A 19749-nucleotide genomic window follows, 5' to 3' on the forward strand; every position below is an offset into this window, starting at 1 on the left:
TTGGCATACCCCTGTTTACGAGTATAATTGATGAAAATTTGACCCGCGTATATTACAGGGATGAGGTATGGATATGGCAAATAACAATGTGACGAAAAAGACAGTCAACGTAACCATCGATCGCGACCTTTTCCAGCGCGCAAAATCCCTGGGCGTCAATGTGTCATCCGTATTGACAGACGCATTGAGCGTCCGTGTCAGGGATATTGAGATTCAACAGTGGCGCGAGCAAAATCGCGCGGCGTTAGAAGAACTTAATCGTATCACTGAAGAAAATGGTTTGTTGTCTGATGAATATCGGACATTTTGAATATGCAGTTTACCGTATATGACAATACGTATCCGGCATCAGCCTATCCCTACTTACTGGACGTTCAAAGCGATCTTATTGATGCCTTCTCGACCCGGTTAATGATCCCTCTTTATGCATTGGATAACGTCAGGGTTAAAATTTCTGCACGCCTGTGCCCGGAGATTGAGGTAAACGGCGAAAAGTTTCTCGTTATGACCCATGAGATGGCTGCCGTACGTATTTCACAGCTCGGCAAGGCCGTTGGTAATGCCAATGAGCACAGGAATCAAATAAAGCTGCCATCGATTTTCTGATTGATGGTTTTTAAATAAATCCGGGCGTTTTATTAACCGCCCGGATTTTTTTTATTAACGGAACAGGTGCTCGGCGTGGAAGCGCAGGTGATCCTCCACGAAGGTGGCGATGGTGAAGTAGCTGTGATCGTACCCCGGCTGAATGCGCAGCGTCAGCGGCCAGTCGCGCTGGCGCGCCAGCTCCGCCAACCGCGCCGGCTGCAGCTGGTCGGCCAGGAACTGGTCGTCGTCGCCCTGGTCGATAAGGACCGGCATTTTTTCCGCGCCGCTGGCCAGCAGATGGCAGCTGTCGTACTGCAGCCACTGGCTTTCGTCGCTGCCCAGATAGGCGGTGAACGCCTTGCGGCCCCACGGCACCTGGCACGGGTTGACGATCGGCGCGAACGCCGATACCGAGCGGAAGCGCTGCGGATTGCGAAACGCCATCATCAGCGCGCCGTGGCCGCCCATCGAGTGGCCGAAGATCGACTGACGATCGCTGACGCTGAAATGCTGTTCGATCAGCGCCGGCAGTTCGGCGCTGATGTAGTCGTACATGCGGAAGTGGCGATCCCACGGCGCCTGGGTGGCGTTCAGGTAGAACCCGGCGCCCTGGCCCAGATCGTAGCCTTCGTCGTTCGGCACTTCGTCGCCGCGCGGGCTGGTGTCCGGCATCACCAGCACCAGACCCAGCTCGGCGGCGATGCGCTGCGCGCCGGCTTTCAACGTGAAGTTCTCGTCGTTGCAGGTCAGCCCTGACAGCCAGTACAGCACCGGCGGCGGGTTGTCATCGCGCGGCGGCGGCAGGTAGATGCTGAATGTCATGTTGCAATTCAGGCTCTGCGCCGCGTGGCGATAGCGCTGTTGCCAGCCGCCGAACATGCGGTGCTCTTCGAGAAGTTCCAATGACAGCGTCATCTCTGCCTCCTGGCTTATTGGTCGAAGTGGATGACGGAACGGATCGATTTGCCTTCGTGCATCAAATCGAACGCTTCGTTGATCTGCTCCAGCCCCATGGTGTGAGTGATAAAGTCGTTCAGCGCGAATTCGCCGTCCAGATAGCGCTCGACGATGCCCGGCAGCTGCGAACGGCCCTTAACGCCGCCGAACGCCGAACCACGCCAGACGCGGCCGGTGACCAGCTGGAACGGACGGGTCGAAATCTCTTCGCCGGCGCCTGCGACGCCGATGATCACCGATTCGCCCCAGCCCTTGTGGCAGCACTCCAGCGCGGAACGCATCACGTTGACGTTGCCGATGCACTCGAAGGAGAAATCGACGCCGCCGTCGGTCAGCTCGACGATCACTTCCTGAATCGGCTTGTCATAGTCTTTCGGGTTGATCAGATCGGTGGCGCCCAGCTTGCGGGCCAGATCGAACTTGCTGGTGTTGATGTCAATGCCGATGATGCGGCCCGCGCCGGCCATCTGTGCGCCGATGATCGCCGACAGGCCGATGCCGCCCAGGCCGAAGATCGCCACGGTGTCGCCCGGTTGCACTTTGGCGGTGTTCATCACCGCGCCCATGCCGGTGGTCACGCCGCAGCCCAGCAGGCACACTTCTTCCAGCGGCGCTTCCTTGTTGATTTTCGCCAGTGAGATTTCCGGCACCACGGTGTACTCGGAAAAGGTGGAGGTGCCCATGTAGTGGAAGATTGGCTTGCCGTCCTTGAAGAAGCGAGTGGTGCCGTCCGGCATCAGCCCTTTGCCCTGGGTGGCGCGGATCGCCTGGCACAGGTTGGTCTTGCCGGATTTACAGAATTTGCACTCGCCGCACTCCGGGGTGTAGAGCGGGATCACGTGATCGCCGACCGCCACGCTGGTGACGCCTTCACCGACCGCTTCCACCACGCCGCCGCCCTCGTGGCCGAGGATCGCCGGGAACACGCCTTCCGGATCTTTGCCGGACAGGGTGTAGGCGTCGGTGTGACAAACGCCGGTGGCGACGATCCGCACCAGCACCTCGCCTTTTTGCGGTGGCATCAGCTCGACCTCTTCGATCTTCAGCGGCTGGTTCGGGCCCCAGGCAACGGCGGCGCGGGTTTTGATCATCTCCATCATAGTCTCCTCAGTGGTTTTCTTTTTAAATCAGGCGATATCGACAACGTCTGATAAATCGTTGGGGGTGCTTTCATCAACAGCGGCGGTTTCCGTCTGTTCAATAATCAACTCTTTCAGCGCGCGCACGTTCGGCCCGAACGCGTCGCGGCGCCACAGCAACCAGGTGGCGGTGTCGGCCACGTCCGGCGGCAGGGTGTGAACCCGGACCCGCTCATGGCCCGGCAGCAGGCTCAGCACCGAATGCGGGATCATCGCCAGCCCGGCACCGCTGGCGACGCAGGCCAGCATGGCGTGATAGGACTGGATCTCCATAATTTGCCCCGGCCGCGCGCCTTCGCGCTTGAACCAGGCCTCCAGCCGCAGGCGGTAGGAGCAGCTGGCGCGAAAGGCGAACAGCGTTTCGCCATTGGCGTCTTTGGCGCTGTGGATCGGCGCGTGATCGAGACAGGAAATCACCACCATATGTTCAGGATAGGCGATGCAGCCGTTCAGCTCGTCATAGGGTACCGGGCCGTCGACCAGCGCCGCGGCCAGCGTGCCGGCGCGCACCCGATCGGCGATTTCGCCGGAGGTGCCGGTGGTCAGCGACAGCGAAACCTGCGAGAAGCGCTGGTGGTAAGCCGCCAGCAGCGAGGGCAGGCGGGTGGCGGCGGTGCTCTCCATCGAGCCGAGGGCGAAGTTGCCCGCCGGTTCGCCGGCGTGGGTGATGCTCATCGCCTCATCGCTCAGTGCCAGGATGCGGTTGGCGTAGCACAGAAAGTTATGGCCCATCGGCGACAGGCGCAGGCGCTGTTTTTCGCGGATAAACAGATCGGCGCCCAGCTCCTGCTCGAGCTGGCGCAGCCGGGTGGTCAAATTCGACGGCACGCGGTGCAGCTGCTCGGCGGCGCGGGCGACCGAGCCGGTTTCCGCCACGCAGCAGAACATGCGAAGCTGGGTCAGATCCATAATATTCTCGTTTCGTGATGAACTTGATAACTATTATTCAGTTTTTGTGAGTTTAATACTGCGGCATGATACTGGCAACTTTCTTTTAACCTTTTGGATACCGGTATGGCTTTACGTATTGCCTTGAGCGGTTTTGCCGCGCTGATCGTCGCGATGGGCATTGGCCGCTTCGCTTTCACTCCCCAGGTGCCGCTGATGATCGCGGAGCACCAGTTCAGCCTCACCGGCGCCGGGCTGGTGGCGGCGATCAACTATTTGGGCTACCTGTGCGGCGCCTACGACGCGATGCGCGCCACGCGCCACGTCGAGCGGCGCCTGTGGTTGGGCGTATGGGGCGCGATGGCGCTGACGCTGCTGTCGGCGCTGGCGCAGGATGAATGGACGCACGGTGCGCTGCGCTTCGTCATCGGCTGGGCCAGCGGTTGGGCGATGGTGCTGGTGGCGGCCTGGACCAACGAGCGGTTGGCGCACTACGGCCGGCCGGCGCTGAGCGCGGCGGTGTTCGCCGGGCCGGGCGCCGGCATCTTCCTCAGCGGCATGCTGGCGGTGGGCATCAACACGCTGGGGCTGACGGCAGCGCAGGCCTGGCTGGTGTATGGCGGGCTGGCGCTGGTGTTGGTCGGAGGGATTAGCGCCTTTCTGCCGCGCAGCGGCGAGCTGCATCGCCCGGACGTGGCCCCGGAGCCGCTGCTGCTGACGCCGGCGCTCAAACGCCTGGTGTGGAGCTACAGCCTGGCCGGGTTCGGCTATATCCTGCCGGCGACGTTCTTGTCGCAGATGGCGGCGGCACGTTTTCCCGGCAGCCTGTTCGCGCAGTTCGTCTGGCCGGTGTTCGGCGGCGCGGCGGTGCTGGGGATCGTTATCGGCATTTTGACTCGCCATCGGCTGACCACCCAGAGCCGGCTGGCGATCACGCTGTGGATACAGGCGCTGGGCGTGCTGAGCGCCGAAGTGGTGCCGGGCGTGGCCGGCCTGGCACTCGGGGCGTTGCTGACCGGCGGCGGTTTTCTCTGTGTGGTGCAGCTCGCCCTTCAGCACGGCCGTGAACTGGCGCCGCGCCATGCGCGCTATATGGCCGGGTTGCTGACCACCGGTTATGCGATCGGCCAGCTGGTTGGGCCGATGCTGTCGGCGCTGTCGACCGCCATGACCCATCGGCTGGAGCCGGCGTTGTACGTGGCGGTGGCGGCGCTGTTGGTGGCCGGTGCGCTGGTGGTGAATACCCCGGCGCGGCGGCTGGCGCAAAAAACGGCGATGCGCTGATTAAAATCCATACAAAAAGCGTGGGATCCCGCAGCCGGCCTGATTGTGCTAAATGCGAATATTTCACCTGCGGATGAAGCACTATCACTGGATAATCGCCGCGCTCTCATCTACAGTGGGGGCAAAATCTTGACCGGGTTCACGTTATCCATCACGAAAACTCTGCCGTCACGAGAGCAAGCAATTCGCCGGCCGCACGCCCTACCAGGCCGCCGGCGGGTTCCGTCCGCAGGAGAACAAGTACATGACATCATTAAGTAAAGAAGCCGCGCTGGTGCATGCGGCGCTGGAAGAGCGTGGTCTGGAAACGCCGCTGCGCGGGGAAGTGCTGGATCGCGAAACGCGCAAGCGCCGCATCAAAGAGCACATGACCGAAATCATGCAGCTGCTGAATCTCGATCTGTCCGACGATAGCCTGGCGGAGACGCCGCATCGCATCGCCAAAATGTATGTCGACGAGATCTTCTCCGGGCTGGACTACGCCAACTTCCCGAAAATCACCGTCATCGAGAACAAGATGAAGGTGGATGAGATGGTGACGGTGCGCGATATTACGCTGACCAGCACCTGCGAGCACCACTTCGTGACCATCGACGGCAAGGCCACCGTGGCCTATATCCCGAAAGACTCGGTGATCGGCCTGTCGAAGATTAACCGCATCGTGCAGTTCTTCTCCCAGCGTCCGCAGGTGCAAGAGCGCCTGACCCAGCAGATCCTCGTGGCGCTGCAGACGCTGCTCGGCACCAATAACGTGGCGGTATCGATCGATGCGGTCCATTATTGTGTCAAGGCGCGCGGCATCCGCGACGCGACCAGCGCCACCACCACCACCTCGTTGGGGGGGCTGTTCAAGTCCAGCCAGAATACCCGTCAGGAGTTCCTGCGCGCGGTGCGTCATCACCAAGGGTGATGGCATTGCGGGGCGACCCGCACGACGACAACAGGCGCCTGCGGGCGCCTTTTTCATGAGCGGAAGACAGCGATAAAAAATGAACAGTCACCCTCTGCCGCGCATCGCCACGCTGGACTGCGTGCGCGGCATCGCCATTCTCGGCATTTTATTGCTGAACATCAGCGCCTTCGGCTTGCCGAAGGCCGCCTATCTCAACCCGGCCTATCTGGGCATGCCGTCGTCGCGCGACGCCTGGACCTGGGCGCTGCTCGATCTCTTCGCCCAGGCCAAGTTCCTGGCGATGTTCGCGCTGCTGTTCGGCGCCGGGCTGCAAATGCTGCTGCGGCGCGGCAAAAGCTGGATCCGCGCGCGGCTGTCGTGGCTGGTGCTGTTCGGCCTCGCGCACGCCATCTTCCTGTGGGACGGCGATATTCTGCTGGCCTACGGGCTGATCGGCCTGGTGTGCTGGCGCATGATCCGCGAAGCCAAAGAAACCTTCCAGCTGCTGAAAACCGGCGTGGTGCTCTATCTGATCGGCGTAGCGGTGCTGCTGCTGCTCGGCTTCGTTTCGCATGGTGAGCCGGGCAGCTTCTGGCAGCCGGGCGTGGCGGAGCTGCAGTACGAGAAGTTCTGGAAGCTGCAGGGCGGTTTCGAAGCCTGGCGCAGCCGCGCCGATCTGCTCTCGTCCAGCCTGCTGGCCATCGGTGCGCAGTATGGCTGGGAGCTGGCGGGGCTGATGCTGTTCGGCGCCGGGCTGATGCGCAGTGGCTGGCTGCGCGGCAGTTATTCCTCCGGTTATTACCTGCGGCAGGCGGCGTGGTTGCTGCCGCTTTCGGTGCTGATCCAGCTGCCGGCGGTGGCGCTGCAATGGCAGGTCCACTGGGACTATCGCTGGAGCGGTTTCCTGCTGCAGGTGCCGCGTGAGCTGGGCGCCCCGCTGCAGGCGATGGGCTATCTGGCGCTGTGCTACGGTTTCTGGCCCGCGCTGTCGCGCATGCGCATCGCCCACTGGCTGACCCTGGTGGGGCGCATGGCGCTGAGCAATTACCTGCTGCAAACGCTGATCTGCACCACGCTGTTTTATCGCTTCGGCCTCTATGAGCAGTTCGACCGGCTGCAGCTGTTGGCGTTCGTGCCGCTGGTCTGGCTGGCCAACCTGGCGTTTTCCGCACTGTGGCTGCGTTACTTCGCTCAGGGGCCGATGGAATGGCTGTGGCGCAAGCTGACGCAGCTGGCCGCCGGCGCAGCGGAACCCAAAACGCAGAAGTGAGCGCCAGCCGGCAGGTTAAAAAAATGTATGTAAACGTTTTCTTTCCTGTGACGTAATTCACGCGAGCAGCGGGTCAATCGGGGTAGGATAGCGCCACCGGCCACTACCCCGATTTCAGGATCCCGCATGCCTCCAGTTCATCCGATCACCATTCGCGACGTGGCGAAACGCGCCGGGGTCTCCGTGGCGACCGTCTCCCGCGTGCTGAACCACAGCGCGCTGACCAGCAAGGAGACGCGTGAGCAGGTGCTGCAGGCGGTGGCGGAGCTGGGCTATCGCCCCAACGCCAACGCGCAGGCGCTGGCGACCCAAAGCAGCGATACCCTGGGCGTGGTGGTGATGGACGTCTCCGACCCGTTCTTCGGCGCGCTGGTGAAAGCGGTAGACACGGTGGCGCAGAAACACCACAAATACCTGCTGATCGGCAACAGCTATCATCAGGCGGACAAAGAGCGCCACGCGATCGAAGTGCTGATCCGCCAGCGCTGTAATGCCCTGATTGTCCATGCCAAAGCCCTGAGCGACGCCGAGCTGATCGGCTTTCTGGAGCAGGTGCCGGGCATGGTGCTGATCAACCGGATTATCCCCGGCTATGAGCCGCGCTGCGTCGGGCTGGATAACGTCTGCGGCGCGGAAATGGCGATGCGTCTTTTGCTGTCGCAGGGCCATCGGCGCATCGGTTATCTGGGCTCCAATCACCCGATCGAAGACGGGCCGCTGCGCCAGCAGGGCTATGCGCAGGCGATGGCCGCCGCCGGGCTGGCCACGCCCGACAACTGGCGCGCCTACGGTTCGCCGGATCTGCAGGGCGGCGAGGCGGCGATGGTGGAACTGCTGGGGCGTAACCTGCAGCTGAGCGCGGTGTTCGCCTACAACGACGCCATGGCCGCCGGCGCCATGGCGGTGCTGAAAGAAAACGGTATCACAGTGCCGCAGCATTTCTCGCTGATCGGCTTCGACGACATCCCCATCGCGCGTTACACCAGCCCCAAGCTCACCACGGTGCGCTATCCGATCGTCTCGATGGCCACGCTGGCGACCGAGCTGGCGTTGCAGGGCGCAGCAGGCCTGGCGGAGCCGCAGGCCGCTCATCTGTTCATGCCGACGCTGGTACGGCGCCATTCTGTCGCCCCCTGGCAAAGTGAGGCGACGGTCACTCTCTGACGATTTAATCTTGTGTAACCGTTTTCAATCTGTGAGAAAATTCACAGAATATTAACATCGCGCCGTCTATGCTCTAGGCGTTTTCTGGCGCAAAGGCCCTTGCCGCTGCAACCTTTACCTCGCGCTGACACAGCATTTCTCGGAAATAACAAGATCCACGGACGACAGGTGTTGAGTGGAAATCGCCTGGCCTGGGGTGTGCGCACTGCCGGGGACCATTGGCTCAAAGACGAGTAATACCCTACACAGAACCGGAGACTGACAATGAATAAGAAGGTTTTCACCCTGGCCGCCATGGCCGCAGCCATGATGTTTGGCGCCGCAGCCCATGCTGACACCCGTATTGGCGTCACGATTTACAAGTACGACGACAACTTCATGTCGGTGGTGCGCAAGGCTATTGAGAAAGACGCCAAGGCTTCACCGGACGTCACCCTGCTGATGAATGACTCGCAGAACGACCAGTCCAAGCAGAACGATCAGATCGACGTGCTGCTGGCCAAGGGCGTGAAAGCGCTGGCGATCAACCTGGTCGACCCGGCCGCGGCGCCGGTGGTTATCGATAAGGCGCGCGCAAACGATATCCCGGTGGTGTTCTACAACAAAGAACCTTCCCGCAAGGCGTTGGACAGCTACGACAAGGCGTATTACGTCGGCACCGATTCCAAAGAATCCGGCGTGATCCAGGGCGAGCTGATCGCCAAACACTGGAAAGCCAATCCGGCCTGGGATCTGAACAAAGACGGCCAGATCCAGTATGTGCTGCTGAAGGGCGAACCGGGCCACCCGGATGCCGAAGCGCGCACCACCTACGTGGTGAAAACGCTGAACGAAAAAGGCATCAAGACCCAGCAGCTGCAGATGGATACCGCGATGTGGGATACCGCGCAGGCGAAGGACAAGATGGACGCCTGGCTCTCCGGCCCGAACGCCAACAAGATCGAAGTGGTGATCGCCAACAACGACGCCATGGCAATGGGCGCGGTGGAAGCGCTGAAAGCGCACAACAAGACCAGTATCCCGGTGTTTGGCGTCGATGCGTTGCCTGAAGCGCTGGCGCTGGTGAAATCCGGCGCGATGGCGGGCACGGTGCTGAACGACGCCGACAACCAGGCGAAAGCCACCTTCGAGCTGGCGAAGAACCTGGCGGCGGGCAAACCGGCCACCGAAGGCACCCAATATAAAATCGAAAATAAAGTCGTGCGTATTCCTTACGTCGGCGTAGATAAAGACAACCTGTCTCAGTTTGTTAAATAAGAATTGAGATCCCGCTAAGACCCCGCCGGCGGCGCCAACACCAGGAATACCGCCGGCGGGGATGTTTACGACTGCAAGATCGTTAAGCCAGGTGTATTTATGGCCGATAGCTCACGCGAATTTCTGCTGGAAATGACGGATATCTGTAAGTCATTTCCCGGCGTCAAAGCCTTGGACAATGTCAATTTACGCGTCCGCCCGCACTCGATTCACGCCCTGATGGGGGAGAACGGCGCGGGTAAATCGACGTTGCTGAAATGCCTGTTCGGCATTTACAAAAAAGACAGCGGCAGCATTGTGTTTCAGGGCCGGGAAATCGATTTCAAGAGTTCGAAGGAAGCGCTGGAGCACGGCGTTTCCATGGTGCACCAGGAGCTGAACCTGGTGCTGCAACGCACCGTGATGGACAACATGTGGCTGGGGCGCTACCCGACCAAAGGCCTGTTCGTCGATCAGGAAAAAATGCTCAAAGACACCCAGGCGATCTTCGACGAGCTGGATATCGACATCAACCCGCGCGAAAAGGTGGGCAACCTGTCGGTGTCGCAGATGCAGATGATCGAGATCGCCAAGGCGTTCTCCTACGACGCCAAAATCGTCATCATGGATGAACCGACCTCTTCGCTGACGGAAAAAGAGGTCAATCACCTGTTCACCATCATCCGCAAGCTGAAAGAGCGCGGCTGCGGCATCGTCTATATCTCGCACAAGATGGAAGAGATCTTCCAGCTGTGCGACGAGATAACGGTGCTGCGCGACGGGCAGTGGATCGCCACCCAGCCGCTGGAAGGGCTGGATATGGACAAGATCATCGCGATGATGGTCGGCCGTTCGCTCAGCCAGCGCTTCCCCGACAGGCAGAACACGCCGGGTGAGGTGATCCTCGAGGTGAAGAACCTGACGTCGCTGCGCCAGCCCTCGATCCGCGACGTTTCCTTCGATCTGCACCAAGGCGAGATCCTCGGCATCGCCGGGCTGGTGGGCGCCAAGCGCACCGATATCGTCGAGACGCTGTTCGGCATTCGCGAAAAGGTGGCGGGCACCATCAAGCTGCACGGCAAGGCGATCGACAACCACAGCGCCAACGAAGCGATCAACCACGGTTTTGCGCTGGTGACCGAAGAACGCCGTTCCACCGGGATTTATGCCTACCTCGACGTGGGCTTCAACTCGCTGATCTCCAATATCCGCAATTATAAAAACAAGCTCGGCCTGCTGGATAACGCGCGGATGAAGAGCGACACCCAGTGGGTGATCGACGCCATGCGGGTGAAAACGCCGGGGCATCACACCCATATCGGCTCGCTGTCCGGCGGCAATCAGCAGAAGGTGATCATCGGCCGTTGGCTACTGACGCAGCCGGAGATCCTGATGCTGGATGAACCGACGCGCGGCATCGACGTGGGCGCCAAGTTCGAGATTTATCAGCTGATGACCGAACTGGCGAAGAAGGGCAAGGGGATCATTATCGTCTCGTCCGAAATGCCGGAGCTTTTGGGGATCACCGACCGTATTTTGGTGATGAGCAATGGTCAGGTTGCGGGCATCGTTAACACCAAACAGACCTCGCAAAATGAAATCTTACGTCTCGCCTCCCTGCACCTTTAAGGATCGGAATTATGAACGCGCTAAATAAAAAAACCTTATTTACCTATTTCAAGGAAGGCGGCATTTACGTGGTGTTGCTGGTGCTGCTGGCCATCATCATCATTCAGGATCCGACTTTCCTCAGCCTGATGAACCTGAGTAACATCCTGACGCAGTCTTCGGTGCGCATCATCATCGCGCTGGGCGTGGCGGGGCTGATCGTGACCCAGGGCACCGACCTGTCCGCCGGGCGGCAGGTGGGGCTGGCGGCGGTGGTGGCGGCCACGCTGCTGCAGTCGATGGATAACGTCAACAAGGTGTTCCCGCACATGGAAACCTGGTCGATTCCCCTGGTCATCCTGCTGGTGTGTGCGGTCGGCGCGGTGATTGGCCTGGTTAACGGCCTGATTATCGCCTATCTCAACGTGACGCCGTTCATCACTACGCTGGGCACCATGATCATCGTCTACGGCATCAACTCGCTGTATTACGATTCGGTCGGCGCTTCGCCGGTCGCGGGCTTCGATCCGAAGTTTTCCACCTTTGCCCAAGGCTTCTTGCGCTTCGGCGACTTTAAGCTGTCGTACATTACCTTCTATGCGCTGATCGCCATCATATTCGTCTGGATCCTGTGGACCAAGACCCGCTTCGGCAAGAACATCTTCGCCATCGGCGGCAACCCGGAAGCGGCCAAGGTGTCCGGGGTCAACGTGCCGTTGAACCTGATCATGATCTATGCGCTGTCCGGCGTGTTCTACGCCTTCGGCGGCCTGCTGGAAGCGGGGCGCATCGGCAGCGCCACCAATAACCTCGGCTTTATGTACGAGCTGGATGCCATCGCCGCCTGCGTGGTGGGGGGGGTCTCCTTCGCCGGCGGGGTGGGTACGGTGTGGGGCGTGGTGACCGGGGTGATCATCTTCACCGTCATCAACTACGGCCTGACCTATATCGGCATCAACCCGTACTGGCAGTACATCATCAAGGGCAGCATCATCATCTTCGCCGTGGCGCTGGACTCGTTGAAATACGCCAAGAAGAAGTAGATTTATCTGCCTCGCAGACCACAAGGCCGGCCTATTGCCGGCCTTTGTTTTGGGCGTTTGCCGCGTCAGGGCTGTTTGGCTTTCTGCTTCTCTTCTTTCAGCTTGTGCTCCAGCTCCACCAACTGTTCCGGTGAAACTGCGGGATAGCCCTGGGCGTCTTCCGGCACGGTGTGCATGGCGGAGATCGGGATCAGCGGGCCAAGGAAGCGCGGTTCGCGCTTGAGGATGTACAGATCGGTCAGCGCGCCCAGGCGAGCGAAGATCTCGCGGGCGCGCACCGTCATCATGTCTTTCGGCGACGGCACCGCGTAGCACTGCGCCTGAATGCCCATGTGCAGGGCGATGAACAGCGCGCGCTCGCAGTGGAAGCGCTGGGTGATGATGATGAAATCGTTGGTGTCGAACACCTTGCGGGTGCGCACGATGGAGTCCAGGGTACGGAAACCGGCGTAGTCCAGCACGATATCGCTCGGCGCCACGCCGGCGGCGATCAGATCGCGACGCATGGTCATCGGCTCGTTATAGCTTTGCTGGGCGTTGTCGCCGCTCAGCAGCAGGTATTTCACCTTGCCGCTGTTATAGGCGTTGATCGCCCCCTGAATGCGGTAACGGTAGTACTGGTTGATCACCCCGGTGCGGTAATACTTGGCGGTGCCGAGCACCACGCCGACCTGGCGGTGCGGCAATTCCTGCAGTTCGTCGTAGACGTAAGGCGCGGTTTTCCAGCTGATCCAGCGATCCAGCGCAATAGCCGAACCCATCAACACCGCAATGATGATGAACAGGCTGATGATCAGGCGTTTCCACATGTTGTTGCCTTACGCGCGCCGGGCTGAAAAAGATGGATCAAGGCTACTTTACCTGACCGATCGACGCAAGACGCGAACCGCCTGAAGCACGCGCAACGCCGCATTTTTAGGCGGTTTTGTCGCACAAAAAAGCCCGGCGGAGCCGGGCTGGGTCAATTTAGCGCGCCAGTTAGAACGAGGTGCGCTTGTAGCTGCGGTACTGCGGCCGCCAGAAGTTGTGCTCGATGGCTTTCGACAGCGCGTCTTCGGAGGTGACGATCGCCACGCCCTGCAGCTGCGCCGCTTTACCCACTTCCATGGCGATGCACTTCGACACGCCCTGAATATCGTCGATATTCGGCAGCAGTGCGCCGTGGCCGTCGGTGGCCAGCGGCGAACAGTCCGCCAGTGCGCGGCTGGCGGCCATCAGCATGGCGTCGGTGACGCGGGTGGCGCCGGAGGCCAGCACGCCGAGGCCAATCCCCGGGAAGATGTAGGAGTTGTTGCACTGGGCGATCGGGTACAGCTGCTCTTTATAGCTCACCGGCGCGAACGGGCTGCCGGTCGCCACCAGGGCGGCGCCGTCGGTCCAGTTGATGATGTCTTCCGGGCGGGCTTCCACGCGCGAGGTCGGGTTGGACAGCGGCATCACGATAGGGCGTTCGCAGTGCTTGTGCATCTCGCGGATCAGCTCTTCGGTAAACAGCCCCGGCTGGCCGGACACCCCGATCAGAATGGTCGGCTTGGCGTTGCGCACCACGTCCAGCAGCGAGATGGCGTCGCTGGCGGTTTCCCAACCGGCCAGGTTGTCGCTCTTCTGTACCAGCTTGCTCTGGAAATCGAGCAGGTTCGGCAGTTTGTCGGTCAGCAGGCCGAAGCGGTCGACCATGAATACGCGGGCGCGCGCTTCGTCTTCGCTCAAGCCTTCGGACTTCATCTGCGCGATGATTTGCTCGGCGATGCCGCAGCCGGCGGAACCGGCGCCGAGGAAGGTGACTGTCTGATCGCGCAGCTGGCTGCCGGCGGCGCGGCTGGCGGCGATCAGGCTGCCGAGGGTGACCGCGGCGGTGCCCTGGATGTCATCGTTGAAGCAGCAGATCTCGTCGCGATAGCGGTTCAACAGCGGGGTGGCGTTGTTCTGCGCAAAGTCTTCGAACTGCAGCAGCACGTTCGGCCAGCGGCGTTTGACCGCCTGAATAAACTCTTCGACGAAGGCGTGGTACTCCTCGCCGGAGATGCGCGGATGGCGCCAGCCCATGTACAGCGGATCGTTGAGGCGCTGCGGGTTGTTGGTGCCGACGTCCAGCACCACCGGTAGCGTGTAGGCCGGGCTGATGCCGCCGCAGGCGGTGTACAGCGACAGCTTGCCGATGGGGATGCCCATGCCGCCGATGCCCTGGTCGCCTAGGCCGAGGATACGCTCGCCGTCGGTGACCACGATCACCTTGACGTTCTGCTTGGTGGCGTTTTGCAGCATGTCATCGATGCGATCGCGGTTCGGGTAGGAGATGAACAGCCCGCGCGCGCGGCGATAGATATCGGAGAAGTGTTCGCAGGCCTCGCCGACGGTCGGGGTGTAGATGATCGGCATCATCTCGCTCAGGTGCGAGTCCAGCAGGCGGTAGAACAGGGTTTCGTTGGTGTCCTGGATGTTGCGCAGGTAGATGTGCTTGTCGTTGTCGTTCTTGAAATCCTGGTACTGACGGTAGGCGCGTTCCACCTGTTCTTCGATGGTTTCCACCGCTTCCGGCAGCAGGCCGTGCAGGTTGAAGTGGCTACGTTCTTCCTCGGTGAAAGCGCTGCCTTTGTTCAGCAGCGGAAATTCCAGCAGAATCGGGCCGGCGTAAGGGATGTAGAGCGGGCGTTTGCTTTCGTATTCTAGTTCCATCAGTTTTACTCTTCACGTATCAGATAACTTTATTGCCGACGATCCTAAGAGATAAAGAGAAGATGTACAGCATTTGTTGCCAGATGATGAACCAGGTTGGCGTAATTATCGACAATCAAATGATTTTTTAACTAAAGAAAGTCTCTCTGGCGGCGTTGGGGCATTGTATTTGGCGGGCGGGGCTGTTAGCGGCGGAACCGGATGGCTCCGCCGTGGTGCGCTTAGAACGCGGCGCGGCTGACGTTTTGGCAGCCCAGTGCCGCCAGCGTGGCGCGGGTGGCGTCCCACTGGCTGAGGATTGCCTCTTGCGGTTCGACCAGCACGGCGCGGCGGATGTTCAGGCAATCGCCGCCGGAGAGGTTCAGCAGGATCAGCGCGGCCTGCAGCGGCGGCAGGCTCGGGTTGAAGGCGGCGTTTTCTGCATAGCGGCCGGCGTAGAGGTTACCGTCCTGCGTTTCCAGCGCCACGCCGCTGTGGGCGTTGCTGTACGGTGCGTGGCTCTGATTGGCCGCCGCCAGCGCCGCCTGCGTCAGCGCATCGTCCAGCGCCAACCGATGGCCGTGATCGACCTTGTCCATCAGCAGCGAAGCGATATCCAGATCTTTCGGGCCGAAGGCGTCCGGCAGATAGTCCGCCAGCGTGGCCGGCGCGCGGCCCGGCAGACGGATCTGCAGTTCGCCGCCGCTGTTCAGTTCATTCATAAACTGACGGCAGTGGCCGCACGGCGTGTAGTTGACGGTGACCGAGGCCAGCGCCGGCTCGCCGCGCAGCCAGGCATGGGTAACCGCGCACTGTTCCGCATGCACGGTTTGCTGCAGCGGTGCGCCGCTGAATTCCATATTGGCGCCGAAATAGAGGTTGCCACTTTGCCCGCGTGCGATGGCGCCGACGTGGAAGTGCGATATCGGGGTTAACGAGCAGGCCGCCGCCAGCGGCAGCAGCGCGAATGCCAGCGCGTCATCGTCCAACCCGCAGCCTGTGCGGATCGCCGCAGCTTGCTCGGCCGTGAACATCGCCGGAAAGTCAGGCGCGTCCAGATAGGGCCGCAGGGCGGATTGCAGTGTCGCAGGCAGTGCGCTGAACGCGGTGTGAAAACGCGGATGCATAGAAAGTCTCTCTACAGGTTAACGGGATAACATTCTAGGCAGGCCAGAGACATTAAAGTGTGATTAATGTCTCTTAATTGGTGAAATTAATGCAATGAGATACATAAATGCGAGATGTATCGCATGTTTCACCCTGTTCAACCAAACAGGTGCAGCAGCACCGGGAACAGGAACGGTGCCAGCAGCGAGGTGATGATGCCGCAGATCACCAGCGCCAGCGAGCCGAAAGCGCCTTCCTGGTAGTCCATCTCCGCGCAGCGTGCGGTGCCCAGAGCGTGGGATGCGGTACCCATCGCCAGACCGCGCGCCGAGTGGGTGGTGATTTTCAACAGGTTGAACAGCGTATGGCCGAACACGGCGCCGAGGATACCGACGAAAATGACGCAGACCGCGCTGATCGCCGGAATGCCGCCGAGCGAGTCCGCGACGGCCATGGCGATCGGCGTAGTGACCGATTTCGGCAGGATAGAGGCGGCGATTTCCGGCGTGGCGCCTAGCCACAGGGCGATGGCGCCGCCGCTGATCATGGCGGTCAGGCTGCCGATGAAGCACACCGCGATAATCGACTTCCAGCGCGCGCGGATCTGGTGCAGCTGTTCATACAGCGGGAAGGCCAGCGCGACGACCGCCGGCTGCAGCAGATCGTTGAGGATTTTGCTGCCCTGAAAGTAGCGCTCATAGGGGATGCCGGTGAGCAGCAGCAGCGGGATGATCACCGCCATGGAAACCAGCAGCGGGTTGAGCAGCGGCATGTTCAGCTTGCGCGCCAGCCAGCGCGCGGCGAAATAGACCGCCAGCGTCAGCGGCAGCGACCACCAGATTTCATGGATCATGGGTTGCCCTCCGTGTCATCGGGCTTACCGGCGATGCGGCGCTCGCGGTGAAAATAGTGTGAGGTATAGCCGACCACCACCAGCACCATCAGCGTGCTGATGAGGCAAGAGATAACCAGTGGGCCCAGATGCGCGACGATCTGGTCGTAGTATTTCATCACCCCGACGCCGATCGGCACGAACAGCAGCACCATGTAGCGGATCAGCAAATGGCAGCCGGGTTTAACCCATTTGGCCGGCAGGATCTGGGTAGAGAGCAGGGCGAACAGCAGCAGCATGCCGAGGATGCTGCCGGGAATGGCGAACGGCAGCAGCGCCGCCACTGCGTTGCCGACGAACAGACAAAGGTAGATGAGGAGCAGGGCTCTCAGGTATTTCCAGCACAGTGTGAGCACGTTGGCCATTGTCTTTTCCCGTTTAACCGATGCATTCATCATACAATTAAACTGTGAGCCATGCCACAGATCGCACCATGAATTCTCGCTATGGATGCCATGCCCGTTCGGCGGGTTGACAGCCCGCAATCGCCGGTACGCGTGGTTTCAGCGCGTGTCTTCGGCGGTTGCCGCCGCGTGTTCCGCCAGCCGGTGGCCGAGGAAGAAAAACAGCAGGCTGAGCAGCGCGGCGACGATCAGCATCACGAACATCAACGGCGGCGCAGCATAGCTGAGCAGCACCCCGCACAGCACCGGGTTGATGGCGCCGCCCAGCGCGCTGAGGTTCTGTACCCCATAGTAGCTGCCTTTCAGGTGCGGCGGCGCGATAAAGTCGATGAACATGTATTCCACCGGGATAACGATGATTTCGCCGAGGGTAAACACCGCCATCGCCGCCAGCCACAGCCAGACCGTCTGGCCGGCCACCATAAAACCGAGCAGCCCGACGATGAAAAACAGCGTGCCCAGCGCCAGCCAGCGCAGCATGTTTTCCTGACGCATGCCGCGGCTGAGCAGGTATTGCAGGGCGATGACGATGCTGGCGTTGACGATCATCACCAGCCCGATGATTTTGTAGGCGAACTCGGCGCTGGAGACGGTGATCAGGTACTGCGACAGATAGCCGGTGAACTGACCGAACACGACGGCGCCCAGGGTACTGCCGAGAGTGAAGTAGATCAGCCGCCGATCGCTACGCAGGATAGTCACCGTCTGGCGGAAGTTGGGGAGCGCCGCGGGGGCGGCGGCTAGCGTTGCGCGCTGTTCCCGACCGCGCAAGCGCAGGCTTAGCGTCGCCACCGTCGCCAGCGCCAACCCACCCGACAGGTAAAACGGCAGCAGTGGGCTAAGCCCGGCCACCAGAACGCCGAGCGCAGAACCGATCGCCCAGCCGACGTTGACCAGCGTGTAGTTGATTGAAAAAGCCTTGATGCGCTGCCCGACCGGCAGCCAGTCGGCGAAGCAGGCCTTAATGGTGATGCTCAGCACAGAATAACAGGTATGCAGGATCGCCAGCACCACGATCACGCCGCCGGGGCGCGGGATCCAGGGAAGGGCGAAGAAGCTCAGCGCAAACAATAAAATCGACAGCAGGATCAGGCGGTTCTTGCTGAATTTGTCCACCAGATAGCCGCCGTACAGGCTGGCAAGGATGCCGAGGGTCAGGCTGACGCCCAGGATCACGCCCACGCTCTTCGGCAGCAGATGGAAATGCTCGGTGAGATAGATGGTAATGAACGGCAGCGTCACGCCGCGGCCGATGGTCAACACCAGCGAACTGGCCAGCAGCATGTTAATCAGCGAGGGGAATCCCTTCATTCGAAGCCTGTGTATGCATACAGTTATTGGGCAATGCAGATAACATAGCGTATTTTGGCGAGGACGGAAGGGGAAAGCCGAAAATTAGTTTAAAAACAGAGGCTGCGTCGGCAGCCTCGTCAAAAACAGCATTATTTACCGTGTTCGGCCTGCAGCGTGGCGAACCACGGCTGCACGAAGTCGCTGCTGCTGCCCCAGCCGGGGATGATCTTCGCCAGCCCGGCGACGTTGACCGGCCCCGGCTGCGCCAGCAACAGCGCCTGCGGAATGACCGTCGCTTTGAACTGATAGCTGTCCGGCGTGCTTTCACCGGCAATCTTGTTGGCCACCAGGCGCAGGTTGACTGCACCGATAAGTTTCGGATCCACCGCCACGCTGACCTGCCACGGGCTGCCGGCTTCGCGCATCAGTTGTAAGTCCTGGTTGGAGATATCGATGCTGTACAGCTTGATCTCGGTGCGGCCGTTCTCTTTCAATGCCTTGTAAGCGCCCTGGGTGAAGGCGTCCCAGGTGCCCCAGATGGCGTCGATCTTGCCTTTCGGGTATTTCGCCAGCACCGCGCCCACTTTATTGGCGGTATCGCCCTGTACGTCGGAGGAGACCGCGCCGATCGATTCCAGCTCGTGAATGCCCGGATGCTGTTTCAGCAGCTGCTGATAGGCGGCCTGGCGGCGTTCCATCGGCGGGAAGCCGGCTACCCAGAGTTTGATGATGTTGGCCTGGCCGTTGAAATCCTTCACCAGCTGGCCGAAGGAGGCGTTGGCCAGCGAAGCGTCGTCCTGCTGCGAGACGGTGACGCCGGGAACGCTGCCGCTGACGTCGGTATCGAAAGCCGCGACGGCGATGCCGGCCGCCGCGATGCGTTTGACCAACTCGGTGGAATAGGGGGCTCGCCCCTGCGAGAGAATGATGCCGTCATATTTCTGGCTGATAGCCTGGTTGACGAAGTCCTGGAAGCGCGCGTCGTCGCCGTTGCTGAGGAAGGTGTCCACCTTGAAGCCCAGCTTGCGTCCTTCCTGAATGGCGCCCGCCAAAAATTGCGTGGTGTTGTCGTCGGATCCGAGGTTGCGGATCACCGCGATGCGCACCGGCCCCTGATGCTGAGCGATGGCGGCCGGCACGGCGGCGTTTTCTGCCGCCTGCAGCGGCAGGGCGGCCAGCAGGCTGAGGGCGAGCAGCGAAGTCTTGAGATTTCTCATTATTATAGGCTCCAAAAAAGCGGGTAAACGGTCCCGGTGAAGGTCTGTTATAGCAGTCTTTCTGTCTGGACGTCTATTTGTTGTTGCGGAGCATCATAGCGAGATGCGGCAG

General features: G+C 60.8%; 19 protein-coding genes. 9 read left to right on the forward strand and 10 right to left on the reverse strand.

The features are described from left to right. The first annotated feature begins 67 nt into the window (after window positions 1-67). On the forward strand, window positions 68-310 hold the full coding sequence (locus QOL81_RS10270) for a type II toxin-antitoxin system CcdA family antitoxin (RefSeq protein WP_078061989.1): 243 nt from the start codon (window positions 68-70) through the stop codon (window positions 308-310). Between the two features lie 2 nt (window positions 311-312). Continuing rightward, entirely contained in the window at window positions 313-606 is a 294-nt protein-coding gene (locus tag QOL81_RS10275) for a CcdB family protein (protein WP_373270214.1), read from the forward strand. Between the two features lie 54 nt (window positions 607-660). Here QOL81_RS10275 and fghA read toward each other — a convergent pair whose 3' ends face one another. Genes fghA through ptrR form a run of 3 tightly spaced genes read right to left on the reverse strand, consistent with a single transcriptional unit; the run spans window position 661 to window position 3593 of the window. Continuing rightward, window positions 661-1503: an S-formylglutathione hydrolase gene (fghA, locus tag QOL81_RS10280; protein WP_015377214.1), complete on the reverse strand. Its 843-nt coding sequence runs from the start codon at window positions 1501-1503 to the stop codon at window positions 661-663. 14 nt (window positions 1504-1517) lie between these two features. Next, complete coding sequence (locus QOL81_RS10285) at window positions 1518-2642, reverse strand: S-(hydroxymethyl)glutathione dehydrogenase/class III alcohol dehydrogenase (protein WP_038880962.1); 1125 nt, start codon at window positions 2640-2642, stop codon at window positions 1518-1520. Between the two features lie 30 nt (window positions 2643-2672). Beyond that, on the reverse strand, window positions 2673-3593 hold the full coding sequence (gene ptrR, locus QOL81_RS10290; RefSeq protein ID WP_016928453.1) for a putrescine utilization regulator PtrR: 921 nt from the start codon (window positions 3591-3593) through the stop codon (window positions 2673-2675). Window positions 3594-3698: 105 nt separating this feature from the next. On the opposite strand from ptrR, the gene QOL81_RS10295 reads away from it, so the two are divergent. From QOL81_RS10295 to mglC, 7 genes are all read left to right on the forward strand, one after another. Continuing rightward, window positions 3699-4856, forward strand: coding sequence for a YbfB/YjiJ family MFS transporter (locus QOL81_RS10295; protein ID WP_070913993.1), 1158 nt, complete (start codon window positions 3699-3701; stop codon window positions 4854-4856). A gap of 244 nt (window positions 4857-5100) precedes the next feature. Further along, complete coding sequence (gene folE / locus QOL81_RS10300) at window positions 5101-5766, forward strand: GTP cyclohydrolase I FolE (protein WP_004938969.1); 666 nt, start codon at window positions 5101-5103, stop codon at window positions 5764-5766. A gap of 79 nt (window positions 5767-5845) precedes the next feature. Beyond that, complete coding sequence (gene yeiB, locus QOL81_RS10305; RefSeq protein ID WP_283439807.1) at window positions 5846-7018, forward strand: DUF418 domain-containing protein YeiB; 1173 nt, start codon at window positions 5846-5848, stop codon at window positions 7016-7018. A 126-nt stretch (window positions 7019-7144) separates the two neighbouring features. Then, window positions 7145-8182 (forward strand): HTH-type transcriptional regulator GalS, encoded by a 1038-nt coding sequence (galS, locus tag QOL81_RS10310; RefSeq protein ID WP_038880975.1) that lies wholly within the window; start codon window positions 7145-7147, stop codon window positions 8180-8182. 264 nt (window positions 8183-8446) lie between these two features. Then, window positions 8447-9439, forward strand: a complete 993-nt coding sequence (mglB, locus tag QOL81_RS10315) for a galactose/glucose ABC transporter substrate-binding protein MglB (protein ID WP_038880978.1) — start codon at window positions 8447-8449, stop codon at window positions 9437-9439. 99 nt (window positions 9440-9538) lie between these two features. Next, window positions 9539-11047 (forward strand): galactose/methyl galactoside ABC transporter ATP-binding protein MglA, encoded by a 1509-nt coding sequence (gene mglA, locus QOL81_RS10320; protein ID WP_033637724.1) that lies wholly within the window; start codon window positions 9539-9541, stop codon window positions 11045-11047. Between the two features lie 11 nt (window positions 11048-11058). Then, window positions 11059-12069 (forward strand): galactose/methyl galactoside ABC transporter permease MglC, encoded by a 1011-nt coding sequence (gene mglC, locus QOL81_RS10325; RefSeq protein ID WP_004938953.1) that lies wholly within the window; start codon window positions 11059-11061, stop codon window positions 12067-12069. A 65-nt stretch (window positions 12070-12134) separates the two neighbouring features. Here the strand turns inward: mglC and sanA are convergent, their stop codons facing one another. The 7 genes from sanA to QOL81_RS10360 all read right to left on the reverse strand — a co-directional run bounded on the left by sanA (window position 12135) and on the right by QOL81_RS10360 (window position 19637). Beyond that, window positions 12135-12878 (reverse strand): outer membrane permeability protein SanA, encoded by a 744-nt coding sequence (gene sanA, locus QOL81_RS10330; RefSeq protein ID WP_004938948.1) that lies wholly within the window; start codon window positions 12876-12878, stop codon window positions 12135-12137. A 169-nt stretch (window positions 12879-13047) separates the two neighbouring features. Then, window positions 13048-14745 carry an NAD-dependent malic enzyme gene (locus QOL81_RS10335; RefSeq protein ID WP_004938945.1) on the reverse strand — a complete coding sequence of 566 codons (1698 nt, stop codon included), beginning with the start codon at window positions 14743-14745 and terminating at the stop codon, window positions 13048-13050. Between the two features lie 221 nt (window positions 14746-14966). Further along, window positions 14967-15851 carry a cytidine deaminase gene (gene cdd, locus QOL81_RS10340; RefSeq protein ID WP_060421403.1) on the reverse strand — a complete coding sequence of 295 codons (885 nt, stop codon included), beginning with the start codon at window positions 15849-15851 and terminating at the stop codon, window positions 14967-14969. A gap of 137 nt (window positions 15852-15988) precedes the next feature. After that, entirely contained in the window at window positions 15989-16684 is a 696-nt protein-coding gene (locus QOL81_RS10345; RefSeq protein ID WP_019454415.1) for a CidB/LrgB family autolysis modulator, read from the reverse strand. Then, complete coding sequence (locus QOL81_RS10350) at window positions 16681-17088, reverse strand: CidA/LrgA family protein (RefSeq protein ID WP_060421408.1); 408 nt, start codon at window positions 17086-17088, stop codon at window positions 16681-16683. The genes QOL81_RS10345 and QOL81_RS10350 overlap by 4 nt, the downstream gene beginning before the upstream one ends. A 138-nt stretch (window positions 17089-17226) precedes the next feature. Then, window positions 17227-18438 carry an MFS transporter gene (locus QOL81_RS10355; RefSeq protein ID WP_070913992.1) on the reverse strand — a complete coding sequence of 404 codons (1212 nt, stop codon included), beginning with the start codon at window positions 18436-18438 and terminating at the stop codon, window positions 17227-17229. A gap of 131 nt (window positions 18439-18569) precedes the next feature. Next, window positions 18570-19637, reverse strand: coding sequence for a sugar ABC transporter substrate-binding protein (locus QOL81_RS10360; RefSeq protein WP_060421413.1), 1068 nt, complete (start codon window positions 19635-19637; stop codon window positions 18570-18572). Between the last annotated feature and the right edge of the window lie 112 nt (window positions 19638-19749).

This window comes from Serratia sp. CC22-02 (assembly GCF_900182895.1).
In the GTDB taxonomy this organism is placed as follows: domain Bacteria; phylum Pseudomonadota; class Gammaproteobacteria; order Enterobacterales; family Enterobacteriaceae; genus Serratia; species Serratia nevei.

What these genes read in the sequence shown, in the direction of transcription:
- QOL81_RS10270 (WP_078061989.1), top strand. Translation starts at nt 68, where the DNA reads ATGGATATGGCAAATAACAATGTGACGAAAAAGACAGTCAACGTAACC.
- QOL81_RS10275 (WP_373270214.1), top strand. Translation starts at nt 313, where the DNA reads ATGCAGTTTACCGTATATGACAATACGTATCCGGCATCAGCCTATCCC.
- fghA (WP_015377214.1), bottom strand. Translation starts at nt 1,503, where the DNA reads ATGACGCTGTCATTGGAACTTCTCGAAGAGCACCGCATGTTCGGCGGC.
- QOL81_RS10285 (WP_038880962.1), bottom strand. Translation starts at nt 2,642, where the DNA reads ATGGAGATGATCAAAACCCGCGCCGCCGTTGCCTGGGGCCCGAACCAG.
- ptrR (WP_016928453.1), bottom strand. Translation starts at nt 3,593, where the DNA reads ATGGATCTGACCCAGCTTCGCATGTTCTGCTGCGTGGCGGAAACCGGC.
- QOL81_RS10295 (WP_070913993.1), top strand. Translation starts at nt 3,699, where the DNA reads ATGGCTTTACGTATTGCCTTGAGCGGTTTTGCCGCGCTGATCGTCGCG.
- folE (WP_004938969.1), top strand. Translation starts at nt 5,101, where the DNA reads ATGACATCATTAAGTAAAGAAGCCGCGCTGGTGCATGCGGCGCTGGAA.
- yeiB (WP_283439807.1), top strand. Translation starts at nt 5,846, where the DNA reads ATGAACAGTCACCCTCTGCCGCGCATCGCCACGCTGGACTGCGTGCGC.
- galS (WP_038880975.1), top strand. Translation starts at nt 7,145, where the DNA reads ATGCCTCCAGTTCATCCGATCACCATTCGCGACGTGGCGAAACGCGCC.
- mglB (WP_038880978.1), top strand. Translation starts at nt 8,447, where the DNA reads ATGAATAAGAAGGTTTTCACCCTGGCCGCCATGGCCGCAGCCATGATG.
- mglA (WP_033637724.1), top strand. Translation starts at nt 9,539, where the DNA reads ATGGCCGATAGCTCACGCGAATTTCTGCTGGAAATGACGGATATCTGT.
- mglC (WP_004938953.1), top strand. Translation starts at nt 11,059, where the DNA reads ATGAACGCGCTAAATAAAAAAACCTTATTTACCTATTTCAAGGAAGGC.
- sanA (WP_004938948.1), bottom strand. Translation starts at nt 12,878, where the DNA reads ATGTGGAAACGCCTGATCATCAGCCTGTTCATCATCATTGCGGTGTTG.
- QOL81_RS10335 (WP_004938945.1), bottom strand. Translation starts at nt 14,745, where the DNA reads ATGGAACTAGAATACGAAAGCAAACGCCCGCTCTACATCCCTTACGCC.
- cdd (WP_060421403.1), bottom strand. Translation starts at nt 15,851, where the DNA reads ATGCATCCGCGTTTTCACACCGCGTTCAGCGCACTGCCTGCGACACTG.
- QOL81_RS10345 (WP_019454415.1), bottom strand. Translation starts at nt 16,684, where the DNA reads ATGATCCATGAAATCTGGTGGTCGCTGCCGCTGACGCTGGCGGTCTAT.
- QOL81_RS10350 (WP_060421408.1), bottom strand. Translation starts at nt 17,088, where the DNA reads ATGGCCAACGTGCTCACACTGTGCTGGAAATACCTGAGAGCCCTGCTC.
- QOL81_RS10355 (WP_070913992.1), bottom strand. Translation starts at nt 18,438, where the DNA reads ATGAAGGGATTCCCCTCGCTGATTAACATGCTGCTGGCCAGTTCGCTG.
- QOL81_RS10360 (WP_060421413.1), bottom strand. Translation starts at nt 19,637, where the DNA reads ATGAGAAATCTCAAGACTTCGCTGCTCGCCCTCAGCCTGCTGGCCGCC.